The following is an 18,548-nucleotide window of genomic DNA, read 5'->3' on the forward strand; positions in this document are numbered from 1 at the left end:
TCCGGCTAGGGCTTGTAGTCCTCGTAGGGGACGGCGCGTTCCCACACGGCCGTGAACGCGGCCGCGCACAGTGCGGCGACGGTGGGGTCGTCGGACATTTCTCCTCCGGCGGGGGTGCCGTTGCCGGTGAAGTGGTTCCAGCGGATGAGGCGGCCGTCGATCAGCCAGAAGTCGTTGCCGGGGAGCGCGATGTCGGAGGCGTGGCGGCGGGGCAGGTAGCGGATCTCCTCGCCGGCCGCGATGTTCACCACCGCCCCGGCGTGGCTGTACTCCGAGTAGTCCGACAGCGGCTCGGAGACGATCCGGGCCCGCCGCACGGTCACCCCGCGGGCGACGGTGCGGCGGACCAGGCCGGTCCAGAACGCCCAGTAGTCCGAGTCGGGGTCGGTGTTGCGGGTACCGGTGGTCAGCCAGTCGGCGAAGCCGGCGGACTCCGCCGCGACTCCGTACCCGTCGCGCATCTCCAGGTGGAGGGCAGAGTGCTGGGCGCCGTCCAGCAGGACGTCAAAGCCCGGCACGACGTCGTTCTGCTTCATCGCACGCCTCCCTCAACAGCGCCGCCATCCGCGCGGGGATCCGTACGACGCCCTCGGTAGGCGGGATCGATCCCGTCTTCAGGCACTGGGCGAGCAGCGCCTCATCCGCATTCCAGCCCTGGATGACCACGTCAGCCGTGTCCTCGTCGACCCACACCGTCGGGCACTGCCCGGTGTCGGAGTCCGGGTCGATACCGATGAACCGTAGTGCCATGACAGCCTCCTGCATCGCTCTGCTTGCGGGAAATTGCGCTCATCCCAGTGGAGCAGGAAGCCGGGCTCGCCGACCAGAGAACGACCCGAACGCGTGCCTGGAGCCCTTCCTGGACAACCGGATCGGGTCCACCGACGCGCGTCGGCCGGGCATCCATGAACGGATCGGTTGATGGACGGCACGGCCTGTAGAATCAGGCTGTTGGACGACGCAGGGAAATCCGGTGCGAATCCGGAACTGTCCCGCAACGGTATCCGCCCCAACTGGGTGGGGAGTCCGAGGACCTGCCGACCAAGAGTGCCGTGCGACGTGCCCGGCTCTTCTCGGCTGGGCTTCGGGACGCACCTCAAGAACCATGATCCGTGATGGATCGGACGGCTTTGCTGTCCAACCCCGAGTCTCTCCACAGAAGAGCTGAGGTCTGCGTACGCAGACGAGTCGCCGCCGTTCGACGGCGGTCACAGCTTGGAGGAACTTCGTGACCATTCAGATCGCCCCGCTGGCGGCCCTGCTCATCGTGGTGGCCTTCGCCATCGGCATCGTGGTCTTCAAGTACACGGCGAAAAGCCAAGGGGCCGACGGCCGTGGCGACCTGGTGGCGTCGATCGCCTCCGGGGCGGCCGTGGCCACCCTCCTTGGGCTTCTGCTGACCCCTGGGTTCGGACAGGAGGCCCCGGCGCGCTCCGAAGTGCCCGAGGCAAACCCGGGTTCAGCCAAGCCCATCCGGTAGCGCTCGCGGGGGTGGCTGGTCTCAGGCGATGTCTTCGCAGTCGGAGAGGATCTCCTGGTTGCTGCGGACCTTGAGCCAGATCTCGGCGGTGGCGGGCACCACGGTGTCGCCGGACGTGGCGACCACCGAGGCGACGTCCCGTACGGCCTCGGGGCTCAGCCTCCAGTCCCGGGTGACGTGGCTCTCGGGGCAGGTGATCCAGGCGTCGGCCCCGCGCGCGGTGAACGTCAGACCTGTGCGGGCGTCGCACTCGCGGCAGAGCGCCGGCATCCGAGACCAGTGCCCCGATGAGGAGTCGGTGAAGACCGCTGTCCCGGCGGTACGCACCTCGTACTGCTCCGTGTCCATGCGCGCCTCCCGTTGCTGGTCTTCGTGTCCGCGTACATCATCCTCGTCGTGGCCCGAGTTGGTGCACCCCTCGGTCAGACGGCCCGTCACCCCTGCTGCGAGACTGCGGCGGTGAGCACCACGCAACGCCGCCCTCTCGGGCACGGTCCGGTTCCACTCGACGACGACCAGGCGCTCCGCGCTGTCCGTGGCCGGACCGCTGCGGAGAGGGCCGCCGAGGAGACTCCCCAGCAGCCCGCCCCGCAGACCGAGACCACGGCCGCGACCGTGCGGCGCAGCCTCGGGGCCGGCCCCCGGGCCTGAGGTCACAGACTCATGCTCGGCCCTGACTGCGTCTGCGTCGGCGCGCTGTAGGACGGCGGGTCGTACTGCGCGGCCTCCCGCTGCTGCCTGCGCTGCTCGGCGGCTGCGGCGGCCTGTCGCTGCTGCTCGACCAGGCGGGCGCTGGTCTCCTGCTCGTGCAGCTGGGGGAACTTCCCGGCGATCTGCTGGCGCCGGGCCTGTTCGGTCTGCGCGAGCTGGGCGTGGCCGCTCCAGTAGACGGCCTGCTCCCCGGACTTCACGGCGTCCCCGTGGAGGCCAGCAGCCTTCCGCTCGTTGATGGCGTCGATGTCCTGGGCGCGCTGGGGCAGGGCGGCCCGCATCTGGGCCAGCTTCTCGCCGAGCTCGTGGGCCTCCCGGGGCGGGTAGCTGGTCGCCCCGAGCAGCTGGGCGTACTTGCTGCTGCGGACGGTCTCCCACGCCGCGTCCTTCGCGTCACGGCTCGCTTGCCGGGCCCGCTGGACCTCCGCGTCGCCTTCCAGGGCCTGCCCGAGGTGGTGCCCGCTCAGCTCCTGGACCTCCTTGCGGCTGGTGCCGGCCAGGCGCAGGGCGAGCCAGCGGGCGTTGCGGTACTTGTCGACCTCCCGGAGGATCTCCCGGGCCTCCTTGGCCTTGTCGGCTGCCCGCTCGGCGTTCTCGGCCTCCCTGAGGTGGGTGCCCAGCAGTTCCACGGCGGTGTGCAGTACGGCGTCGGCGTCCTTAGCCCACTGCTGTCCGGAGGTGGTGCCGGTGGCTGCCTCCCGGTCGAGGCGGGCCCGGAACGCCTCGTGTGCCTCGCGGGCTTTGGTCGCCTTCTCCCTGTAGTCCTCGGCCCGGGTGCCGAAGTAGGTGATGTTCTGCGCGAGCTCCTGGTCGGTCCGCAGCCCGTAGGGCCGTGAGGTCGCGGCGGGAACCTCCCGCATCTCGCGGTCCAGCTGCAGCTGGGCGAGCTGGGCCGTCTGCTCGGGGCTGAGCGCGGCCGGACTCTCCTGGGCAGCAACCTCGACGTCCGCCTGCGGTGGCGCGGCCTCCTGCTGGGCCTGAGCGACCTGGGCGGCGAGCTTGTCCGCGAGGGCGGCCTGGCGGTCGGCGTCGCGCCGGCTCTTCGCCTCCGCCATCCTCTGCACGGACGCCGACTTGGACCGCGCGGCGCGAGCGGAGACCACACGCCGGGCGTTGGCATCCGCTTCTTCCCGGGCCTGCGCGACGGTGCGTTCGGCGGCCTTGTCCTGGCGTTCGGCTGGCTCCGGTTCGGCTTGGCGCAGGGAGGCCGCGGCGCCGTCGCGGGCGGCCACGTGCTCGACCTGCTGGGGCAGGCGCACCGGCTCCGGCGCGGCCCGCAGCTCGTCCGAGATCATCCCGTCCGGGCTCGACTGGCCCAGGTACTTCGCGAAGGACTGGATGGCGCGCTCAAGGAGCTCGGTCTCGGAGCGCGCGGCGCCGAGGCGGGCCTGGGTGGCCCGGTCCTCGATGGCCTGCAAGGGGAGCCAGATGTGGTTGGCCTGCCGGGCGCGGGTGATGCCCGGGTACGTCGCGAACGCGTTCGCGCCGAGCCCGTACATCAGTGAGGTGTCGCACGTGAGCCCCTGAGAGGCCGCGACGGTCATCGCGTACCCGAGGGAGAGCGAGCCGGACGCGATGTCCTCGGGCTTCATCCACGCCGACTCGTTCCTCCAGCCGGACTCCGCCGTGCGGTCCTTGGCCCTCCACGTGATCTGTACGCGGTGGTCGTCGGTGACCTCTGTGATGACGGCCCGGTACCCGTTCAGCACGTCGGGGCCCTCGCCGCGGCGGGAGCGGTAGTCGTTGACGCGGACGCGGACGACGTCGCCCTCGGCGAGGGTGAGGTGGGCGCCGCCGGGCAGGGCGTAGGTGTGCTCGTCGCCGAGTTCGCCCGCGGCCCGCCGGATCTGCTGGGCGCCCGCGTTCAACGCGTCCACGTCCGTGTTGCGGGGGGCCAGGACGACGAGCTTGGACAGCAGGTCCTGCTCGTCGGGCCACTGCCGGCGCAGCTCGTCCCACGCGGTGAGCATCTCGGAACGGGCCTCGTCCGCGGTCTCCACCGCGTGCACGCGTCCGCCGGCGGCGAGCATCTCCAGCGCCTGCTGGTGGTCGCCGGTCCGCCAGACCTCCAGCGCGTGCCGTTCGGCCTCGACCTCCTGGCGGCGGTTCTCGGTGAGGACCTCGCCGTCGACCAGGCGGTGGACCTCGCGGAACCACCCGCCGATCCCGATCGCCTGGAGCTGCTGCGGGTCGCCGACGGCGATGATCTGCGTGCCGGTCCGCGCGGCCTCCGTGAGGAGCTTGGCAGCGGACCGGTCGTCCGTCATCACCGCCTCGTCGAGGACCAGGACGTCGATCCCGGTCAGGCCGGTGCCGCTCTCGATCTGCTGGAGCCAGGCCGCGACCGTGCGCGAGGGGATCGCGGAGGCGTCCTGCAGACCCTGCGCGCCGACTGCCGACAGGCAGGCGCCGGCGTACGTGGTGCCGGTGGCATCCCATGCGATCCGGCAGGCGTCCATCAGCGTGGACTTGCCCGCGCCCGCGACGCCGATGACGGCCTCGATGCCGTTCCCGGCGGTCAGCAGACGCGTCACCGCCTGGCGCTGCTGCGCGGACAGCGCGAAGCCCGAGGCGACCTCGAACACGGAGAGCGCGGCTGCGGCCTGGTCTGCCGTCAGGACGACGCTGCGGTCGCCGAAGCGGGCCACGGCCTGGGTGACGGCGACGTGCTCGGCGTCCAGGACGTCCTGGGTCGTGAACCGGTCGGTGGAGGACATGACGGTGGAGCCGATGTGCGGCAGGCCGACCGCGTACCCCTCGACCCCCAGCACATCGTCGACGAGGCGCTCCAGCGCGGCCGGCTCCGCCCCGATCCCGTACGGGAGGGCGTTGGCGACGGCGGCCAGGAGCTCCGCCCGGCTGAAGGCCTTGTTGCTCGCGGTGAGTCCGGTCTCTGGGTCGAAGACCACCGCGGCGATCACGTCCGGCGGCGGGATCCGCGGACCCCCGCCGGGCCCCGCGAGTGCAACGCCGCCGTCGGGGCCCGGACCGCCGGGCGCGGCGGCCGCGACCATCTCGTCCACGTCGACGCCGGCGGCCTCGGCGCGCTGGCGCCACGAGGCCCGCATCCCGTCCGTTCCGGCGTTGTGTTTGGCCCGTCGGGTCTGCGCGCCCAGGCGCTGCTGCTCCTCCCGGGTGGCATCCTCGCCGAGCTCCTCGGTGACCATCGCCGAGCGACGGCTGAACGCGTCACGCAGCTGCTCGGGCACCCCGTCGATCTCCCACGCCCGGGTGACCTCCGACTGGGTACGCTCGACGCCGAACTTCTCGTGCGCCAGCGACCTGACCCGCGCCTTGAAGTAGGCGTCGGCCGCGCTCGCGTGCCGGTACAGATCGCGGCCGCTGTTGGCGATCGAGCGCCACTGCCCGTCCTCGCAGAGCGCCATGTTCGCGATGACGGTGTGCAGGTGCAGGTGCGGATCGCCCGGGGCGCCGTCGCCCATCGGACGGGCCGAGCGGTGCTCGACGGACCAGCCGACCAGTCCGCCCGTCGCGAGGCGGACCGGGCGGCCGTCCTCGGAGCCGACGCCGTAGCCGATCCACCGCTCCAGCTGACGGAACGTCTCCACCTTCGCCTGGTGGACGATCGCCCGGTACTCCGCCTCCTGGCCCTCACCCATCAGCCCCGCGAGCACGCTGTCGCTCTTCGGCAGATCCAGGACCAGGTCCCATCCCCGAACGCGGGAGTCGACGCGGAGGTCCTTGTTCTCCCACGCCGTCGCCACCACGGCGGTCCCGTATACCTCGGCGAGGTCGAGGCCGGCGGCACGGGCCAGCTTGTGGAGCGTCTCGACGTGCAGCCGGTGCGCCTCCCCTTTGCGGGTGACCATCCGCTGCTGCTGGGCGAGTTTCTTCTGCTGGTACGGCTTGCCCTCCAGCAGGTCCTTCGGCTCCACCCCGGCCTTCTCCGCTGCGGCCTCGATCGCCTTCACCAACGGGGCCACCGTGAGCGTCGCCGACTCGTGGGCGCGGACCGACGTCGGCGTCCCCGCCAGACGCGCTCCCGTCTTTGGGTGGCAGCCCTTCATCAGCCGGCGGGCCGCTTCCTCACCCTCGTGATCGAGCGCCTGGCCCTCGGCGAGACCGACCTCGGACAGCCCGGAGCCCATCCACACGAGCACCCCGTCCGACTTCAGACGGTAACCAACCGCGAGATCCTGCGAGTCGACGCCTTGGGCCTGCTCCGGCTCGATGACCGCCCCGGTGCTCTCCGCCACGCCGCATCCGGCATGACGGCGCAGCCGGTAGTCGACCTGCTCGTCCGCGCTGATCTCCGTCACCCACGCCACGGCGCCCCCTCATATACCCAGGCGCCTTGTGCGCTTGTGCAGTTGCAGTTCACCGGCCGCGGCCGGGGTTACCCGTGAGGGTAACCCCCTTTGTACCTCCCTAGATTTTGATCATGAAACGGAATCGAACACATATACGAATAAGGAGATGGGTTGAAGGGAGGTCGAGAGTAGTTGGGGATGGATGGTGGATCAAACAGTGGAGCTGTAGGGGAGTGGCCGATAGAGGCAGGGATGGTGTTTGGGAGTTGGAGAGATCATCAGGGGATATGGGTGGGCAGGCATATTGGTGAGCCGGCCGACGAGTTGGGGATAATCGCGGAGCGTGATCTGCGGGCGGGGTCTTCGGCAGGGCCGGCGGTGCCGGGCCGGGCCCGGAGCGGCGCCTGGATCAGTCCGACCGTGACGCACGCGCCGCCCATCGGGGCGCGCACGCGGAGGTGCCGAGCCGTCCCGTGGGCGGGTGTCGGGCGCGTCCCGAAGGGCGGTTCAGCGGCCCCCGGATCGCGGCTCGCGCGCACCGAAGAGCATCCGCACTTTGCGTTTGCTTTACCCCTTGGTCCGCGCGGTTTGGTGGTCCGCCAGGGCTGCCGGACCGGTCCGGCAGGGACCGTTTCCGGCTGACCGAATGGACTGTGGATGGTGGCACTGCGGACCGAACCGGGGTGCCGGTTCGGGTGGTCCGTGGTCCCCGATTCCGGTCCACCTGGTCCGTGGGGACCGGTCCCCAACGACGGTCCCCTTGTGTTGGGGACCGGTCCCATTCACGGTCCCCAACGCCATGGGGACGGTCCCCGACACGTCGTCAGGGGGACGGTCCCCGTGACAGCTCGTCAAGGGGACCGTCCCCCTGACGACGTGTCGGGGGGACGGTCCCCGTGACAGCTCGTCAAGGGGACCGTCCCCGTTCGCGGTCCCGTCCGCACGGTCTCCCCACGACCGGTTTGGGCCTCGACCACGAAGCGCACCCACGCGGCGCGGGCAGCCGGAGCCCGGTCCCCGATGCAGTACTCCACACCGCCCCGGCCCCATCCCCCCGTGCTCACTCTGACGATCAGGCGGCGTCCCCGGGGGGTCCTCCACGGGGCTGCTCCGCCGCGGTGGCGAGGACGTCGACCAGGCGACGGAGCGAGTGCAGCGCGGAGTCGTCGGGGGCGACATGGCGCAGCAGCAGGTAGGCGTTTCCGCTTTCCAGAGCGTGGATCAGTTTCCCGTCGATGCCGGTGCTGTCCGCGTCGCGCACGGCGGCCCGCATCGACTCCTCGGTCCAGGGCATCCGCGCGAGGCCGGCTGCGAACTCCAGCTCGCCCTGGTACGGAATCCAGCGGCGTTCCTCGTACGCGGAGAGCAGGGTCGTGGCGTCGCGCTCCACCGCCCGCCATACGAGGTCGGCGGGTCCCATGTCCGTCTTCCCTCGGCTAGGCCGGCCGGAATGACACGAGCCGCACAGGGCAACTTGGCGGGCGGTTCCGGAGCTGTGGAGGGTGACGGTGAGGTCCGGGCCAGCGAGGACCTCGTCCGAACACAGGTGGCAGCGCAGGGCGACGGCGACCAGGCGAAGTGCTTTGGTGTCGGGGGTGCGGGAGATCGGGGTCTTCACCGGTGCCCAACGAGGTTGGCGTACGTGCGTGACGCGGCGCCCTGGGCACAAAAAAAGCCCCCGCCCGCAGAAGCCTGCGGTCGGGGGCTCGTGAGGGGGCGGCGCGGCCGCTCTCTTCGTGTGCGGAGGGAGGATCAGAGGTCCCGGACTTCGATACCAGCGTCGTCGACGGGCGGGCGGGCGACGACGGAGAGCCGCATGGTGCCATCGTCGAGGGTGGCGAGCTGCACGGCGTGGTGGGCGTCTGCGGTGCCGGTCGCGTCCCGGTCGAGGGCGGCGGCGGGCAGGTCCAGGGATCCGCCGTGGTGCATGAGGACGGCGATCAGCATGCGGTGCGACATCTGCGCCGGGTCGGGCAGGCCGGTCACCAGTGGCCTCCTTCGGCGCCGACGAGCTTGGCGATCCGGTGGCCGGCGGAGGCGTTGATCTGCTTCACCGCGAGGGCGACGGCCTGCTTGGCGTCGTCGATCAGGAGCTCTTCGACGGGCCACGTTCCGGCGGGCTGGTGCAGGGTCCAGTCGTCCGCCGGCAGGCGCAGGGTGGCGGCCAGCAGCAGGGCGGGCTTCGACTCGTCCTCGGGGGCCTGCAGGGCGCGGGGTCCGTCGGAGTACGAGTACCGGTCGCTCTCCCAGTCGCGCACGGCGTACGGCGGGCGCACGTCTTTGGTGAGCTGTCCGTGCTGGACGGGGGTCTCGATGACGACCAGGAGGCGGCCGTCGTACGGGGACTGCGTGAGCCGCACCGCGCCGAGATCGGGTCGGATGCGGACGTAGCCGGGGGACATGATCGGCGGGGTGGCGATGGACCAGGCCCAGACGAGGAAGGCGGCGGGATCCTTGCGGTCTTCCTCCCACAGGCCATCAAGGTTTTGGGTGAGGTAGCGGCCGAAGCGGGAGTCGAGCGGGGCGCCGGTGTCGCCCATCTCGCGGTCGTAGTCGTCCGCGACGCGGACGAGGGTGGTGTCGGACCAGTCGGTCACGGTGGGGCTCCTCAAGAGGAGCGGGGCCGGGTTCGGCGGCCCCGCCGGAGGTCGGTCGGTCAGTGGCGGAAGACGGGGCCGAGCTCGCCGCGTACGAAGGCTCGGACGATCTCGGCGACCTGGGAGGCGCCGGCCTCGGACGCGGGGGCCACGATCGACATGACGGGGGCGCCCTGCGCGGCGAAGGAGAAGTTCCAGCCGCCGTCGCTGTGGATGCGGACCTCGACTTCGGCATCGCCGTCGCGGCCGCCGCGCGGGGTGTCGGGGCCGCGTTCGACGAGGATGCCCGGGCCGCCGAGCCGGGCGGTGAGCCCGAGCTCCTGCAGGGCGGCGACGAGGTGGCCGTGCAGGGAGACGACCTTCGCGATGGTGCGCTCGGGCTTCGGGGCGCTCTCGTACTGGCGGGTGACGACGTCGAGCGTTCCGCCCGCGAGGTCGGTCGTCCAGGCCCACTCGGTGGGTGCGACGCCGTGCTTCTCGCCGGCGGCCCACAGGGCGGTGAGGAGTTCGGCGGCGTGCTCCAGGACGCTGGGCGCGTACAGGGCGCGGCGGTTCTTCGCGGCCTTCTCGACGGCGGCGTAGGCCTCGGTGGAGAGGACCGGGCCGTCGGCGGTGGTGGTGGTGTCGGGGGTGGTCATGGTTTCCTCTCGTGGAGCCCGGGGCCGGTATCGACGGCCCCGGGCTTCATGCTGTCGCTCCGTGGTGCGCGGGCGGGCGGAAATGCCGGGATGAACCTGTTGGAGGCGTTGGGTCTAACGGGTCTGACCCGGCTTCACGGCCGCGGCGAGGATGCTGGCGTGGTCGAACGCCAGCTGCTCCGGCAGCTCGTCCCACGGCACCCAGCGGGTGGTGCGGGCGTCGTCTCCCGCGACGGCCGTGGTGTCGGCGGGGACGACGGCGACGTACGCGACCGTGACGTAGCGGCCGCGCGGGTCACGGCCGGGCCGGTCCCAGACGCCGAGCTGGAGCAGCTCCTCGGGGTCGACCTGGACGCCGGTCTCCTCGGCCAGTTCGCGCGCGGCCGCCGACCTGCTCGTCTCCCCTTCGTCCACATGACCGCCCGGCAAGGCGAGCATGCCTTCGTACGGCGGCCAGTCCCGCTCGATCAGCAGGACCCGGCCGTCGGGCGTCATCGCGACCACGTCGGCCGTGTAGCGGATGGTCTCGAACGTCTCGGTCATTTCAGTTCGCGTCCTTGTCTTGGGGGTGGGCGGCGTCGATGCGGGCGCCGGGGAGTCGGGTGTCGATGGCGTGGTGATGGCCGTCGTCGGTGATGACGAGGACGGTGAGGTGCTGGTGTCCGTCGGCGCCGCGGGTGAGCCAGGCGGTGTCGACCTTGGCCTCGAAGGTGACCTTCACTCGGCGGCCGCGGCGGGCGAGGGCGCGGTGGCGGCCCTCGTCGTCGTCGAGGGCCTGGAGGCGCGGGGCCGGCGGGGCGGGCGGCACGGTGACGGTGGTCGGGTGCAGGGTGCCGACCGGGGTGTCTCAGGTGCATGCGGCGTCGACCAGCGGGGGCACCGACTTGTAGGCGGCGCGGCAGTGTCCGCAGTACCAGACCCGGCAGGTGCCGGGCCTGGCGCCGGCGGTCACGGGCGGGCGGGGGCCGCGAGCGCGGCTCGGGCCCGGTCGATGCGCTGGGCGGGGTATTCGGAGGCGTACCCGGCGGCCTCGTCGAGCTGTTCGGCGGCGTCGCCCTCGGGGAGGTCGCGGCTGGTGTCAGTGATGAGGTCACCGAGCAGGTGCAGGAGGCCGTGGTCCCCGCCGTCGGGGCGGTGCAGGGCGTCGAGGATGAGCTGGCGGTGCTGGGGCTGGAGGGGGCCGGTGGAGGCCTCGCGGTGGGCGTCGGCGAGGGCGTGGCGGGCGAGGTCCAGGAGGTGGGCCAGGCGGCGGCCGGTCGCGTCGGGGGACTGGGTCATCGCTGGTCACCTCGGTGGGTGGTGAGCAGGACGGTGACGGCGGCGGCGCTGACGCCGATGATCCGGTGGAGGGACTCGTCGAGCTCCATCCACGCGGTCCCGGGGCCGTTGGCCTCCGCGTGGACGCTGCCGTCGGGGTCGAGGCGGACGGTCTGGCAGTGGTCGATGTAGCCGCGACGGCCGGTGCGGTCGGCGATCCAGAGGAAGAGGGCGCCCCTGTCGATTACGGCGTGCGTCACGCCGTTGATGACGGCGCCGGCCAGGAGCGCGCCGGGGCCGATGCGGTAGCCGAGGGCCCGGGTGAGCGCCAGGGCGGCGCTGGTCTGGATCGCGGTGTACTCGGCGGCGTGCCTGCTCGCGGCGATCCTGCCGCGGGTGGAGGCGGTCGTGGTCGCCTCGCCGGTCCGGCCGTCGCCCTCCTGGACGGTGGTGCCGTCGGCGTAGACGGAGTGCTGGCCGTAGAGCCGCTTGCAGCGGGCGACGGTCGAGTCCTGGCCCCAGTGGTCACAGAATCCGTGGACGGCGTCGAAGGTGGCGAGGAGTGCGCCGAAGAGGGCGAGGCGCTCGATGGCCGGGGTGCGGGTGAGTCGTAAGGCGGAGCGGATCATGCGGTTGTCTCCGTTGCTCTGCTGCAGGTGGAAGGGGAAGTGGGTGGTCGGGCGGAGCGCCAGGCCGCGTGTCAGCTGGTGCGGCGGCGAGGGCCGGAAATGCTCCTGCGCTGGGGGGTGGTAACCCTCCCGGACATGCTGTTGGCCTTCACGTCGAGGCCGTCAGCCTGCGCCTGGTCGGTGGCGGTGACCGTGATGGAGCCGGACATCGACTTCGCAGTGATGTCGCCGCCGGCATTGGCGTGCACGCGGATCGCGCCGGACATCGTGTTGAGGCGGGCGGTGCCGCCGAAGTCGGCGACGGTGACGGAGCCGGACATCGTGGTGGCCTCGGCGACGTCGGTGCGGCCGAGCCGGATGCCTCCGGACTGCGTCTGGACGTGAAGGCTGGGCGAGTCGTTCACGTCGATGGCGCCGGACTGGGTGGAGGCAGTGACCTGCTCGGCCTTCCCGGGGACGCTGACTTCCCCGGACTGGGTGGTGGCCGCGACGGCGGCGAACGTGCCGGTGGCCAGGATGTCGCCGGAGTGGGTGCGGACCAGGACCGAGCTGCCCTCGGGGACCCTCGCCGTGATCTCGATCGGCGAGCTGCTGGGCAGGGTGACGACCCCCTGGCGGCTGTCGGCTCGTCGGCCGCCGACGGTGACGCTGTTGCCGTTGCCGGTGATGACCACTCCGGTGACCGTTCCGGTGATCACGCCGAAGTTCTGGACGACGTGGATACCGCCGGTGCCCGTCACCAGGTTGGTGCCCTGGCTCCCGTTGCCCTTGACGTGGGCGACGAGCGCGCCGCGGGCGTCCCACTGGAGGCGGGCGCCGTGGACCGCGTCGGCGCTGGGGCCGCTCTCGTCGGTGGTGCGGATGGCGATCTCGGCGGCCTTGATGGTGCGGTCGGTGCGGATGGTGACGGTCCCGTGGGCGCCCAGGAGGCTGGCGTCGATGGTGATGGGACCGGCCTGCGGGGCGGTGAGGGTACGGGTCTGCGGCATGCTGGTGTCTCCTCGGTTCCTGCTCTGGACGGGGAACCCCGGGGGCGGCCGTGCCTCTTGGCCGATGCTGCGGCCGCCCCTGGGATCTGCGCCGGCCTACTGGCCGTCGGCGGTGTAGCGGATGAGCTGCTTGCGGACGTGCTCTCGGGAGAATCCGAGGTGCGCGGCGACCGCGTTCTGGGTGAGGGTCTTGAACTCGATCTCGGCCTTGACCGTCGCCCAGTAGCTGCGTTGGGCGGCCTCGATGGCGGTGTCCCGGATCTTGACGGCGTCGTCGAGGCGCTTCTTCGCCGCTTCGGTCTCGGGGGTGTCGGGTCGGGCGGGGGTCATGGGGATCAGCTCCGTACGGGATTGAGGGACGATGTGGCTGCCCCCTGCTCCGGGTTGGAGCGGGCTGGGACGCGGGGCGGTCGGCGTCAAGGTTGGTAGCCGGGTGGCCGACCGCCCCGTGCATCAGGTCCGCAGGCCGGTGCAGCCGTGGGCGTCGGGGTCTCCGAGGAGCCGCTCGGCGGTGTTGATGTCGTGGTCAGACCACCGGTCCGCGCGGATGGAGGCCCCGCAGGAGGCGCAGGACCAGGTACGGCCGCCGCGCAGTTGCCCGTTGATGCGGGCGGTGGTCCGGCGGAGAGCGTCACCGAAGAACGTCTGGGCGAGGATGCCGGCGGCGACGGCGAGGCCGCCCAGGAGGGCGAGCCGTCCGGCCTCGGGTCCGGAGTCGTGGAGGTAGGCGTTAGCGGCGAGCAGTGCGGCGACACCGGCGATGATCGGGCTGATCAGCTCGGCGCCGACCACGGCGGCGTAGCGGATACGCAGGCTGATGCTGCGGGGCGAGGGCGCCGGGGTGTTGGTGGTGATGACCTCGGTCATGGAGCGGGCCTTCCTGTTCGCGGGGCGGGCGGTGCGGGACGGTCAGACGAGGGTGGCGGCGAGGGCCAGGGCGAGGGCGCCGAGGGCGCCCGCCGTGGTGAAGATGGCGACCCGCAGGGCCCGCATCTTCTTGAGGGCGATCTTGGAGAGGACTACGAGCCGTTCGGCGCTGCGGTCGACGGCGAGGTCGGCACTCACCTGCTCGGGCGTGCAGGTGGCCCAGTGGAGGTAGGAGCCGCGGGCGTCCCCGCCGAGGCGGGGCAGGACGATCGCGAGGACCAGGAGCATCGCGGCGGCCAGGCCGGCGGCGCCGAGCCCGACGAGGACGGTGGCGGCGGTGGGGAGGTCGCGGCCAGGGACGGCGGCGATGAGGACCGTGAGCGGGATTCCCAGGACAGTGAGGAGCGCGGAGGCCTTGGCGTCGGTCCGGCCCATCTCGGCGATGACGTCGGTGCGGGCCTGCGCGAGGCGCGCGGTGGTGGTGTCGGCCGGGGTGGTGGAGGACTGCGTCATGGCGTTCGACTCCTTCGTCGCGGTCGTGCGGGCCGCTGCCCACACTCAAAGAATGCCAACTCACAGTTGGCATGTCAACGGGAGATTGGCCAACTTCTCGTTGGCATCTCTCAAATGTTGCCCCTGTTAGACCCAACAGGGGTAATCGGTGCTGGTCAGGCGATTCGATCAGCCTCGACGTCATCACAGATTTCACTGAGGAAGGGCCACAGGACGTCGTCCCGGCCGTACTGGGGGTCGACGATCGTGAGCTGCCAGGAGCTCAGGACACCCTCGTGGGCGCCCGGGCCGATCTGGTTCGGGGGCCAGATCGTCTCCAGCACCTGGCGGTCCATGTGGGCGCCGAACTGCGTGTACGGCTCGCCGTCCACGGTGGTGACGATGACGCCGTCCCGTCCGGCACCGGGCGTCGCGGCGGTGTGCACGATGCCCCAGAGGCCGGCGTCGCGGGCCGAGAGGGCGAGGCGGCGGAGCAGGCCGGTGTCGGCGCCCAGGCCGGTGACGGCGGCGCGCTGGCTCCAGTGGGTGCCGTCGGGTTCGGTGGTCTCGATGCCGGGCTGGGAGCAGTCGGTGATGAGGCCGGAGCGGTTGAGGCGGGCGAGGACCGGGATCAGGTGGGCGGTCTCGGGGTCCGGGCCGTACCGCGGCTGGTAGCCGGCCTGGCTCGCGACGGCGCCGGTGAGCCAGAGGGCCACCCGGTCTCCAAGGTCCTGGAGGCTGTCGGCGCTGCGCCACAGGCGACGGTCGGCACGACTCATCCAGGGCAGTCGGATCTTCGCGACTAGCCCTTCCGTGGAAGGCCGGGGGTGTTGGGTCCAACGGGTCTGACTGGTGCTGGGGTGGGGTGAGGACGGAGCGGGCTGTGCCGCCGGGCTGGCCGCCGAGACGGTGCCAACCGGCACACCGTCTGCCGACGCGTCCTCCTCGTCGGCCACTCGCTGGAGTGCCACCCGGACCGTGACGTCCGTGTCGATGGTGATCGCGTCCAGCAGCGGCTGGTGCAGCGCCTCATACCCGGCCGTGTAGCCCCGGTGGTAGCGACAGAAGTCGTCGGCGGCCTCCCCGCAGGCGGGGCAGTTCTCCCAGTCCCCAGCGTCGCTCGGCTCGATCTCCACCCGGTGCTCAGGGTCGGAGGAGGGCAGGGCGAGCGCGGCCTCGGGGCGTACGAGGCCCAGCTCGCGCATCGTCCAGTCGTCGGGCAGCTCGCGCAGCTTCAGGGCAAGCGCCGCGGCGACGGCGGGCTGGTGGCCGACGAGCCTGTTCCACAGGTCGCCTGCTGTACGGAAAGGGTCGTCCGGCATCACGGTGCTACCTCTTCCTGGGTCACGGGTTGATGTTGGAGACGGTGGAGGTGACGCCCTCCACGCCCTGCTGGACGGTGGGCGCGAGGGTGGTTCCGGCGAGGAAGAAGCCGAACAGGACCGCGACGATGGCGGCGGGCCACTTGAGGTGACCGCCCCGGATCATGACGACGAGCACGAGGGCCAGGACCACGACGGCGGAGAGCGAGAGCTGCACTGCAGCCTCCTTCGGTTCGGTGACGACATGCGGGCGCCCGCCCCGGGAGACCGGGGCGGGCGCGTGGAAGAGGTGGGTGTGACGTGCAGGGTCAGGAGCCGGCCTTCTCCAGCTCGTACCCGTGGCACAGGACGGGGCCGATGAGGATGCCGATCCGGTCGACGGTCCAGCGGCCGCCGGTGAGCGGGCCGGGCGGGGTCTCGTCCACGATCCGCCCGGTCCGTCCGACCGCACGGCTGTCGTCTTCGCAGCTCACGATCCGTACTTCGTCGCCTGCTTTGAACATGGCCTTCTCCTGGTCGCTGGCAATGGATTCCGTGCAGTTAGGGGTGTTGGGGGTAACGGGCCTAACTGTGTTTGCAAGGTGGGTTTCCGGTGGCGGCTGGTTCAGCCGTCGTCGCTCTGGCCTTGGGTTTCGCGCTCGTGGGTCCGCTGGGATTCCCGCTCCGCCTGGGCCTCGCGCCGCTCGGCGGCCCGGTCGCGGCGAATGTCGCGGCGCTCCTTGTCGGCGCGCTCTTCGCCGCGCTGGGTGGCGTCGTGGGCCCGTTCTTCGCCGCGCTCCATGCGGTCCTCGCGGTTCTGTTCGCTCTTGTGCCGCAGCGCGGAGTTCTTGCTGACCGCGTTGATTCCGGCGGTGGCGGTTCCGAATCCGGCTTTGCCCGCGTCGGCAACTTTCCCGGCCGCTCCGGCCGTGGCGGTGACCGCCGATCCGGCAGCTCCGGCGATCTGGCCGGCGGCTCCGGCGACGGCGCTGACGGCGCCGAAGGCTCCGGTGAGGGCACCGAAGGCGGCCTTGGCGGTTCCGCCACCGCTGGGGGCGCGGCCGCGTTGGTCGCCGGGCTGCTGGCCGTTGGCCTTGGCGAACTGGGCGGCTGCGGCCTGGGTCTTGGCGTCGGCGGTGCCAGTCTCGAGGATTCGGCCCTCCAGCTTCACGCCGCCGGGCAGGGTCACGGCGATCTTCCCGGGCTTGAGCTGGGTGGCGATGGTGGCCAGGGCCTGGGCGGTGAGGCCGTTGAGGGCGAAGAAGCACTGCTTGCCGCCGACGCCGAGTCGGTTGGCTCCGTGACTCTGGCCGCAGGTGGCCATGACGGCCGGGCCGGACGGGAGCAGGCGCAGTGCGGCGGGCTTGCGGCCGGCGCCGTCGGGGCACTCGACGGTCTTGCCGCCGATCGTGAGTGCGGCGACGCGGATGGTGGTGGACACGGAGCTCCTCCGGAGTCGGGGTCGTACGGCACCGGCACCGCCCTGTGCTGGAGGGCGGGACCGGTGGAGTTCGAGGTGGGGTGAGTCAGTCCTGGCGCCAGGTCCCGGACAGGACGCCCTCGAAGGTGCCGGTGCGGGGCTTCCTCTTCCGCGGGGCCAGGACGTAGACGAGGCCGAGCAGGAAGGCGATGGAGCCGAGGACCTTGGCGGCGGTGATGACGGCGGCCCAGACCCCGGCGGCGGCTGCCGCGGCTCCGGCGCCGATGGCGGGGCCGTATATGGCGGCTACGGTGACGGCCGCGCCGGCGGCGCCCGCGTACATGTAGGTCTTGAGGGCGCGGGTGGAGTAGGTCCAGGCGGGCAGTCGGCGGCCGGGGACCGGGTGGCGCTGCCGGGACGGTCGCTGGGGGTGCTTCGGCGCCAGGCGTAGACGGCGCCCTCCAGGGCGGCACCCTGACCGGCTGCCCGGGCGGCTCCGCCGGAGTCCTGGGCCGGGACCCGGTCCCGGGCGGGCACCACTAGGGCGTGCGTACGGGCGGCCGGCACCCGGGTGACGAGGGCCAGGGTCAGGCACAGGGCGGCCGCCCCGACGGCCACCGCGAAGGCCGCGGCAGGCCCGTCGAGGAGGGCGCGCGGTGGGTGGTTTCTCGAACCCGGCGTCCGGGGCGGTGCGCGCGGTACGGGCGGCAGTACTGGCGGTGCTGTGCGTCCTGCTGCATGGCCTGACGGCCGTGACGTGAGGGCCGGCGCACGAGACGCCGGGGCCCCATCACACCCCGGCGTGCCCTGACGCCAGGGGATACAGAGAGCTCGCACATGCCCGTCCTTCACCGGCGTGCCGTCCCTCGGGCGGCACGTTTCCTCGCCGTACCGCTCTGCGCCACGGCCTTCATCACCCTCGCCGCTCCCCAGGCGACCGCACACACCGATCTCGAAAGCTCCACTCCGGCCGACGGCGCCACCCTGGAGCAGATGCCCGGTTCCCTGACTCTGACCTTCAGCGACCAGATGGACCAGAAGTACGCCCAGATCGGGCTGACCCGGCCGGACGGACAGCCCGCACCGGCCGACGCGCCGAAGGTGTCCGGCAAGCAGGTCAGCCTCGCCCTGCAGGCTTCCGGACTGCCGGGGACGTACACGGTCGGCTACCGCGTGGTGTCCGCCGACGGTCACCCGGTCTCCGGCTCGTACACCTTCACCGTCAAGCAGCCCGTCGGCCCGGGCCCGGCATCCACTCCCTCTGCGACTCCGCCACCGGCGCCCGCCACAGGCTCCCCGTCGCCCGCGCCCCACAGGGAGGCGGGCGGCAGCGCGATGCCCGCTGTGCTCGGGTTCGGCGTCGGCCTGGTCGTCGTCATCGGCGCGGTCATCTTCGCCGTGCGCCGGAATCGGGCCGGCCGTGGCGAGTGAGGCCCGCCGCAGCCCGCGGCTCCGGCTGATCCTCGGCGCCTCGCTGGTTGCCGCACTGGCCGTGGCCCTGGCCGCGGTGTGGGCCGGGGGCGGCAACGCCGCCTCAACGCCACCGGCGTCTCCGGGCGCGCCCAGCAGGTCGCCGAGCAGCTGCGCGGACTCGGCTTCCAGGTCGTGGCCACCGGCAACGCTCCGGCGGCGAAGAGTTCGCTCACCTACCCGGCCGGGATGGAGTCGCAGGCGAAGGCACTCGCGGGACGCCTGCCGGGGCTCACAGCCGAGCAATCAGGCGCCGGATCCGCTTCGGTGCTCGTTCTCACGGTCGGCCCGGAGCTGCCGCCGCCGTCCTGATGCAACGGACCGCTCGTTCTCCCGGACCGGTTGAGGCGGGTCATCACCCGGCCCCGTCGAGAGGGCTACTCGGGGCCAAGTTCCACCCGATCTGACGTATCGCGTGATTCGTCT

General features: G+C 72.0%; 25 protein-coding genes and 1 riboswitch. Of the genes, 4 read left to right on the forward strand and 21 right to left on the reverse strand.

The window, feature by feature from the left end:
* Positions 1–5: 5 nt before the first annotated feature.
* Together DRB89_RS22075 and DRB89_RS22080 are read right to left on the reverse strand one after the other, a co-directional pair.
* Positions 6–536, reverse strand: a complete 531-nt coding sequence (locus DRB89_RS22075; protein WP_112450068.1) for a DUF6879 family protein — start codon at positions 534–536, stop codon at positions 6–8.
* A complete protein-coding gene (locus DRB89_RS22080; protein WP_112453640.1) occupies positions 505–750 on the reverse strand; it encodes a hypothetical protein in 246 nt (81 codons plus the stop codon). The genes DRB89_RS22075 and DRB89_RS22080 overlap by 32 nt, the downstream gene beginning before the upstream one ends.
* A gap of 159 nt (positions 751–909) precedes the next feature.
* A riboswitch (cobalamin riboswitch) is annotated at positions 910–1,057 on the forward strand.
* 171 nt (positions 1,058–1,228) lie between these two features.
* On the opposite strand from DRB89_RS22080, the gene DRB89_RS22085 reads away from it, so the two are divergent.
* Complete coding sequence (locus DRB89_RS22085; RefSeq protein ID WP_112450067.1) at positions 1,229–1,480, forward strand: hypothetical protein; 252 nt, start codon at positions 1,229–1,231, stop codon at positions 1,478–1,480.
* Positions 1,481–1,501: 21 nt separating this feature from the next.
* Here DRB89_RS22085 and DRB89_RS22090 read toward each other — a convergent pair whose 3' ends face one another.
* Positions 1,502–1,828, reverse strand: coding sequence for a hypothetical protein (locus DRB89_RS22090; protein WP_112450066.1), 327 nt, complete (start codon positions 1,826–1,828; stop codon positions 1,502–1,504).
* A 111-nt stretch (positions 1,829–1,939) separates the two neighbouring features.
* Here DRB89_RS22090 and DRB89_RS22095 point away from each other — a divergent pair, with 111 nt between their 5' ends.
* Complete coding sequence (locus DRB89_RS22095; RefSeq protein WP_162688682.1) at positions 1,940–2,131, forward strand: hypothetical protein; 192 nt, start codon at positions 1,940–1,942, stop codon at positions 2,129–2,131.
* 2 nt (positions 2,132–2,133) lie between these two features.
* Here the strand turns inward: DRB89_RS22095 and mobF are convergent, their stop codons facing one another.
* The 18 genes from mobF to DRB89_RS22185 all read right to left on the reverse strand — a co-directional run bounded on the left by mobF (position 2,134) and on the right by DRB89_RS22185 (position 16,995).
* On the reverse strand, positions 2,134–6,480 hold the full coding sequence (mobF, locus tag DRB89_RS22100) for a MobF family relaxase (protein WP_112450064.1): 4,347 nt from the start codon (positions 6,478–6,480) through the stop codon (positions 2,134–2,136).
* 1,054 nt (positions 6,481–7,534) lie between these two features.
* Positions 7,535–7,882 carry a hypothetical protein gene (locus tag DRB89_RS22105; RefSeq protein ID WP_112450063.1) on the reverse strand — a complete coding sequence of 116 codons (348 nt, stop codon included), beginning with the start codon at positions 7,880–7,882 and terminating at the stop codon, positions 7,535–7,537.
* A 332-nt stretch (positions 7,883–8,214) separates the two neighbouring features.
* Complete coding sequence (locus DRB89_RS22110; protein ID WP_112450062.1) at positions 8,215–8,448, reverse strand: pRL2-19; 234 nt, start codon at positions 8,446–8,448, stop codon at positions 8,215–8,217.
* Positions 8,445–9,059, reverse strand: a complete 615-nt coding sequence (locus tag DRB89_RS22115; RefSeq protein WP_112450061.1) for a hypothetical protein — start codon at positions 9,057–9,059, stop codon at positions 8,445–8,447. Before DRB89_RS22115 ends, DRB89_RS22110 begins: the two co-directional genes overlap by 4 nt.
* A 59-nt stretch (positions 9,060–9,118) precedes the next feature.
* Positions 9,119–9,697: a hypothetical protein gene (locus DRB89_RS22120; protein WP_112450060.1), complete on the reverse strand. Its 579-nt coding sequence runs from the start codon at positions 9,695–9,697 to the stop codon at positions 9,119–9,121.
* Positions 9,698–9,811: 114 nt separating this feature from the next.
* Entirely contained in the window at positions 9,812–10,240 is a 429-nt protein-coding gene (locus DRB89_RS22125) for an NUDIX hydrolase (protein WP_112450059.1), read from the reverse strand.
* A 1-nt stretch (position 10,241) separates the two neighbouring features.
* A complete protein-coding gene (locus DRB89_RS22130; RefSeq protein ID WP_112450058.1) occupies positions 10,242–10,505 on the reverse strand; it encodes a hypothetical protein in 264 nt (87 codons plus the stop codon).
* 140 nt (positions 10,506–10,645) lie between these two features.
* Entirely contained in the window at positions 10,646–10,975 is a 330-nt protein-coding gene (locus DRB89_RS22135; RefSeq protein ID WP_112450057.1) for a hypothetical protein, read from the reverse strand.
* The gene (locus DRB89_RS22140) at positions 10,972–11,583 is read right to left on the reverse strand and encodes a hypothetical protein (RefSeq protein WP_112450056.1); all 612 of its coding nucleotides are present in this window, start codon (positions 11,581–11,583) and stop codon (positions 10,972–10,974) included. Before DRB89_RS22140 ends, DRB89_RS22135 begins: the two co-directional genes overlap by 4 nt.
* A 71-nt stretch (positions 11,584–11,654) precedes the next feature.
* Positions 11,655–12,572 carry a DUF4097 family beta strand repeat-containing protein gene (locus DRB89_RS44770; protein WP_112450055.1) on the reverse strand — a complete coding sequence of 306 codons (918 nt, stop codon included), beginning with the start codon at positions 12,570–12,572 and terminating at the stop codon, positions 11,655–11,657.
* Positions 12,573–12,668: 96 nt separating this feature from the next.
* Complete coding sequence (locus DRB89_RS22150; protein ID WP_112450054.1) at positions 12,669–12,902, reverse strand: hypothetical protein; 234 nt, start codon at positions 12,900–12,902, stop codon at positions 12,669–12,671.
* 123 nt (positions 12,903–13,025) lie between these two features.
* Positions 13,026–13,439, reverse strand: coding sequence for a hypothetical protein (locus DRB89_RS22155; protein ID WP_112450053.1), 414 nt, complete (start codon positions 13,437–13,439; stop codon positions 13,026–13,028).
* A gap of 42 nt (positions 13,440–13,481) precedes the next feature.
* A complete protein-coding gene (locus tag DRB89_RS22160; protein WP_112450052.1) occupies positions 13,482–13,952 on the reverse strand; it encodes a Pycsar system effector family protein in 471 nt (156 codons plus the stop codon).
* A gap of 155 nt (positions 13,953–14,107) precedes the next feature.
* Positions 14,108–15,253 carry a hypothetical protein gene (locus DRB89_RS22165; protein ID WP_112450051.1) on the reverse strand — a complete coding sequence of 382 codons (1,146 nt, stop codon included), beginning with the start codon at positions 15,251–15,253 and terminating at the stop codon, positions 14,108–14,110.
* Between the two features lie 22 nt (positions 15,254–15,275).
* On the reverse strand, positions 15,276–15,470 hold the full coding sequence (locus DRB89_RS22170) for a hypothetical protein (protein WP_112450050.1): 195 nt from the start codon (positions 15,468–15,470) through the stop codon (positions 15,276–15,278).
* A gap of 91 nt (positions 15,471–15,561) precedes the next feature.
* Positions 15,562–15,756 (reverse strand): hypothetical protein, encoded by a 195-nt coding sequence (locus DRB89_RS22175; protein WP_112450049.1) that lies wholly within the window; start codon positions 15,754–15,756, stop codon positions 15,562–15,564.
* Between the two features lie 101 nt (positions 15,757–15,857).
* Positions 15,858–16,673 (reverse strand): hypothetical protein, encoded by an 816-nt coding sequence (locus tag DRB89_RS22180; protein ID WP_112450048.1) that lies wholly within the window; start codon positions 16,671–16,673, stop codon positions 15,858–15,860.
* Between the two features lie 85 nt (positions 16,674–16,758).
* The gene (locus DRB89_RS22185; RefSeq protein ID WP_112463397.1) at positions 16,759–16,995 is read right to left on the reverse strand and encodes a hypothetical protein; all 237 of its coding nucleotides are present in this window, start codon (positions 16,993–16,995) and stop codon (positions 16,759–16,761) included.
* 494 nt (positions 16,996–17,489) lie between these two features.
* Between DRB89_RS22185 and DRB89_RS22190 the strand changes: the two genes are divergently transcribed.
* Together DRB89_RS22190 and DRB89_RS22195 are read left to right on the forward strand one after the other, a co-directional pair.
* Complete coding sequence (locus DRB89_RS22190) at positions 17,490–18,083, forward strand: copper resistance CopC family protein (protein WP_112448781.1); 594 nt, start codon at positions 17,490–17,492, stop codon at positions 18,081–18,083.
* 78 nt (positions 18,084–18,161) lie between these two features.
* On the forward strand, positions 18,162–18,434 hold the full coding sequence (locus DRB89_RS22195; RefSeq protein WP_112448780.1) for a LytR C-terminal domain-containing protein: 273 nt from the start codon (positions 18,162–18,164) through the stop codon (positions 18,432–18,434).
* Positions 18,435–18,548 lie beyond the last annotated feature (114 nt).

The organism is Streptomyces sp. ICC4, assembly GCF_003287915.1.
GTDB lineage: Bacteria > Actinomycetota > Actinomycetes > Streptomycetales > Streptomycetaceae > Streptomyces > Streptomyces tritrimontium.

What these genes read in the sequence shown, in the direction of transcription:
- DRB89_RS22075 (WP_112450068.1), bottom strand. Translation starts at nt 536, where the DNA reads ATGAAGCAGAACGACGTCGTGCCGGGCTTTGACGTCCTGCTGGACGGC.
- DRB89_RS22080 (WP_112453640.1), bottom strand. Translation starts at nt 750, where the DNA reads ATGGCACTACGGTTCATCGGTATCGACCCGGACTCCGACACCGGGCAG.
- DRB89_RS22090 (WP_112450066.1), bottom strand. Translation starts at nt 1,828, where the DNA reads ATGGACACGGAGCAGTACGAGGTGCGTACCGCCGGGACAGCGGTCTTC.
- DRB89_RS22105 (WP_112450063.1), bottom strand. Translation starts at nt 7,882, where the DNA reads ATGGGACCCGCCGACCTCGTATGGCGGGCGGTGGAGCGCGACGCCACG.
- DRB89_RS22120 (WP_112450060.1), bottom strand. Translation starts at nt 9,697, where the DNA reads ATGACCACCCCCGACACCACCACCACCGCCGACGGCCCGGTCCTCTCC.
- DRB89_RS22125 (WP_112450059.1), bottom strand. Translation starts at nt 10,240, where the DNA reads ATGACCGAGACGTTCGAGACCATCCGCTACACGGCCGACGTGGTCGCG.
- DRB89_RS22135 (WP_112450057.1), bottom strand. Translation starts at nt 10,975, where the DNA reads ATGACCCAGTCCCCCGACGCGACCGGCCGCCGCCTGGCCCACCTCCTG.
- DRB89_RS22140 (WP_112450056.1), bottom strand. Translation starts at nt 11,583, where the DNA reads ATGATCCGCTCCGCCTTACGACTCACCCGCACCCCGGCCATCGAGCGC.
- DRB89_RS44770 (WP_112450055.1), bottom strand. Translation starts at nt 12,572, where the DNA reads ATGCCGCAGACCCGTACCCTCACCGCCCCGCAGGCCGGTCCCATCACC.
- DRB89_RS22150 (WP_112450054.1), bottom strand. Translation starts at nt 12,902, where the DNA reads ATGACCCCCGCCCGACCCGACACCCCCGAGACCGAAGCGGCGAAGAAG.
- DRB89_RS22155 (WP_112450053.1), bottom strand. Translation starts at nt 13,439, where the DNA reads ATGACCGAGGTCATCACCACCAACACCCCGGCGCCCTCGCCCCGCAGC.
- DRB89_RS22160 (WP_112450052.1), bottom strand. Translation starts at nt 13,952, where the DNA reads ATGACGCAGTCCTCCACCACCCCGGCCGACACCACCACCGCGCGCCTC.
- DRB89_RS22165 (WP_112450051.1), bottom strand. Translation starts at nt 15,253, where the DNA reads ATGCCGGACGACCCTTTCCGTACAGCAGGCGACCTGTGGAACAGGCTC.
- DRB89_RS22175 (WP_112450049.1), bottom strand. Translation starts at nt 15,756, where the DNA reads ATGTTCAAAGCAGGCGACGAAGTACGGATCGTGAGCTGCGAAGACGAC.
- DRB89_RS22185 (WP_112463397.1), bottom strand. Translation starts at nt 16,995, where the DNA reads ATGTACGCGGGCGCCGCCGGCGCGGCCGTCACCGTAGCCGCCATATAC.
- DRB89_RS22190 (WP_112448781.1), top strand. Translation starts at nt 17,490, where the DNA reads ATGCCCGTCCTTCACCGGCGTGCCGTCCCTCGGGCGGCACGTTTCCTC.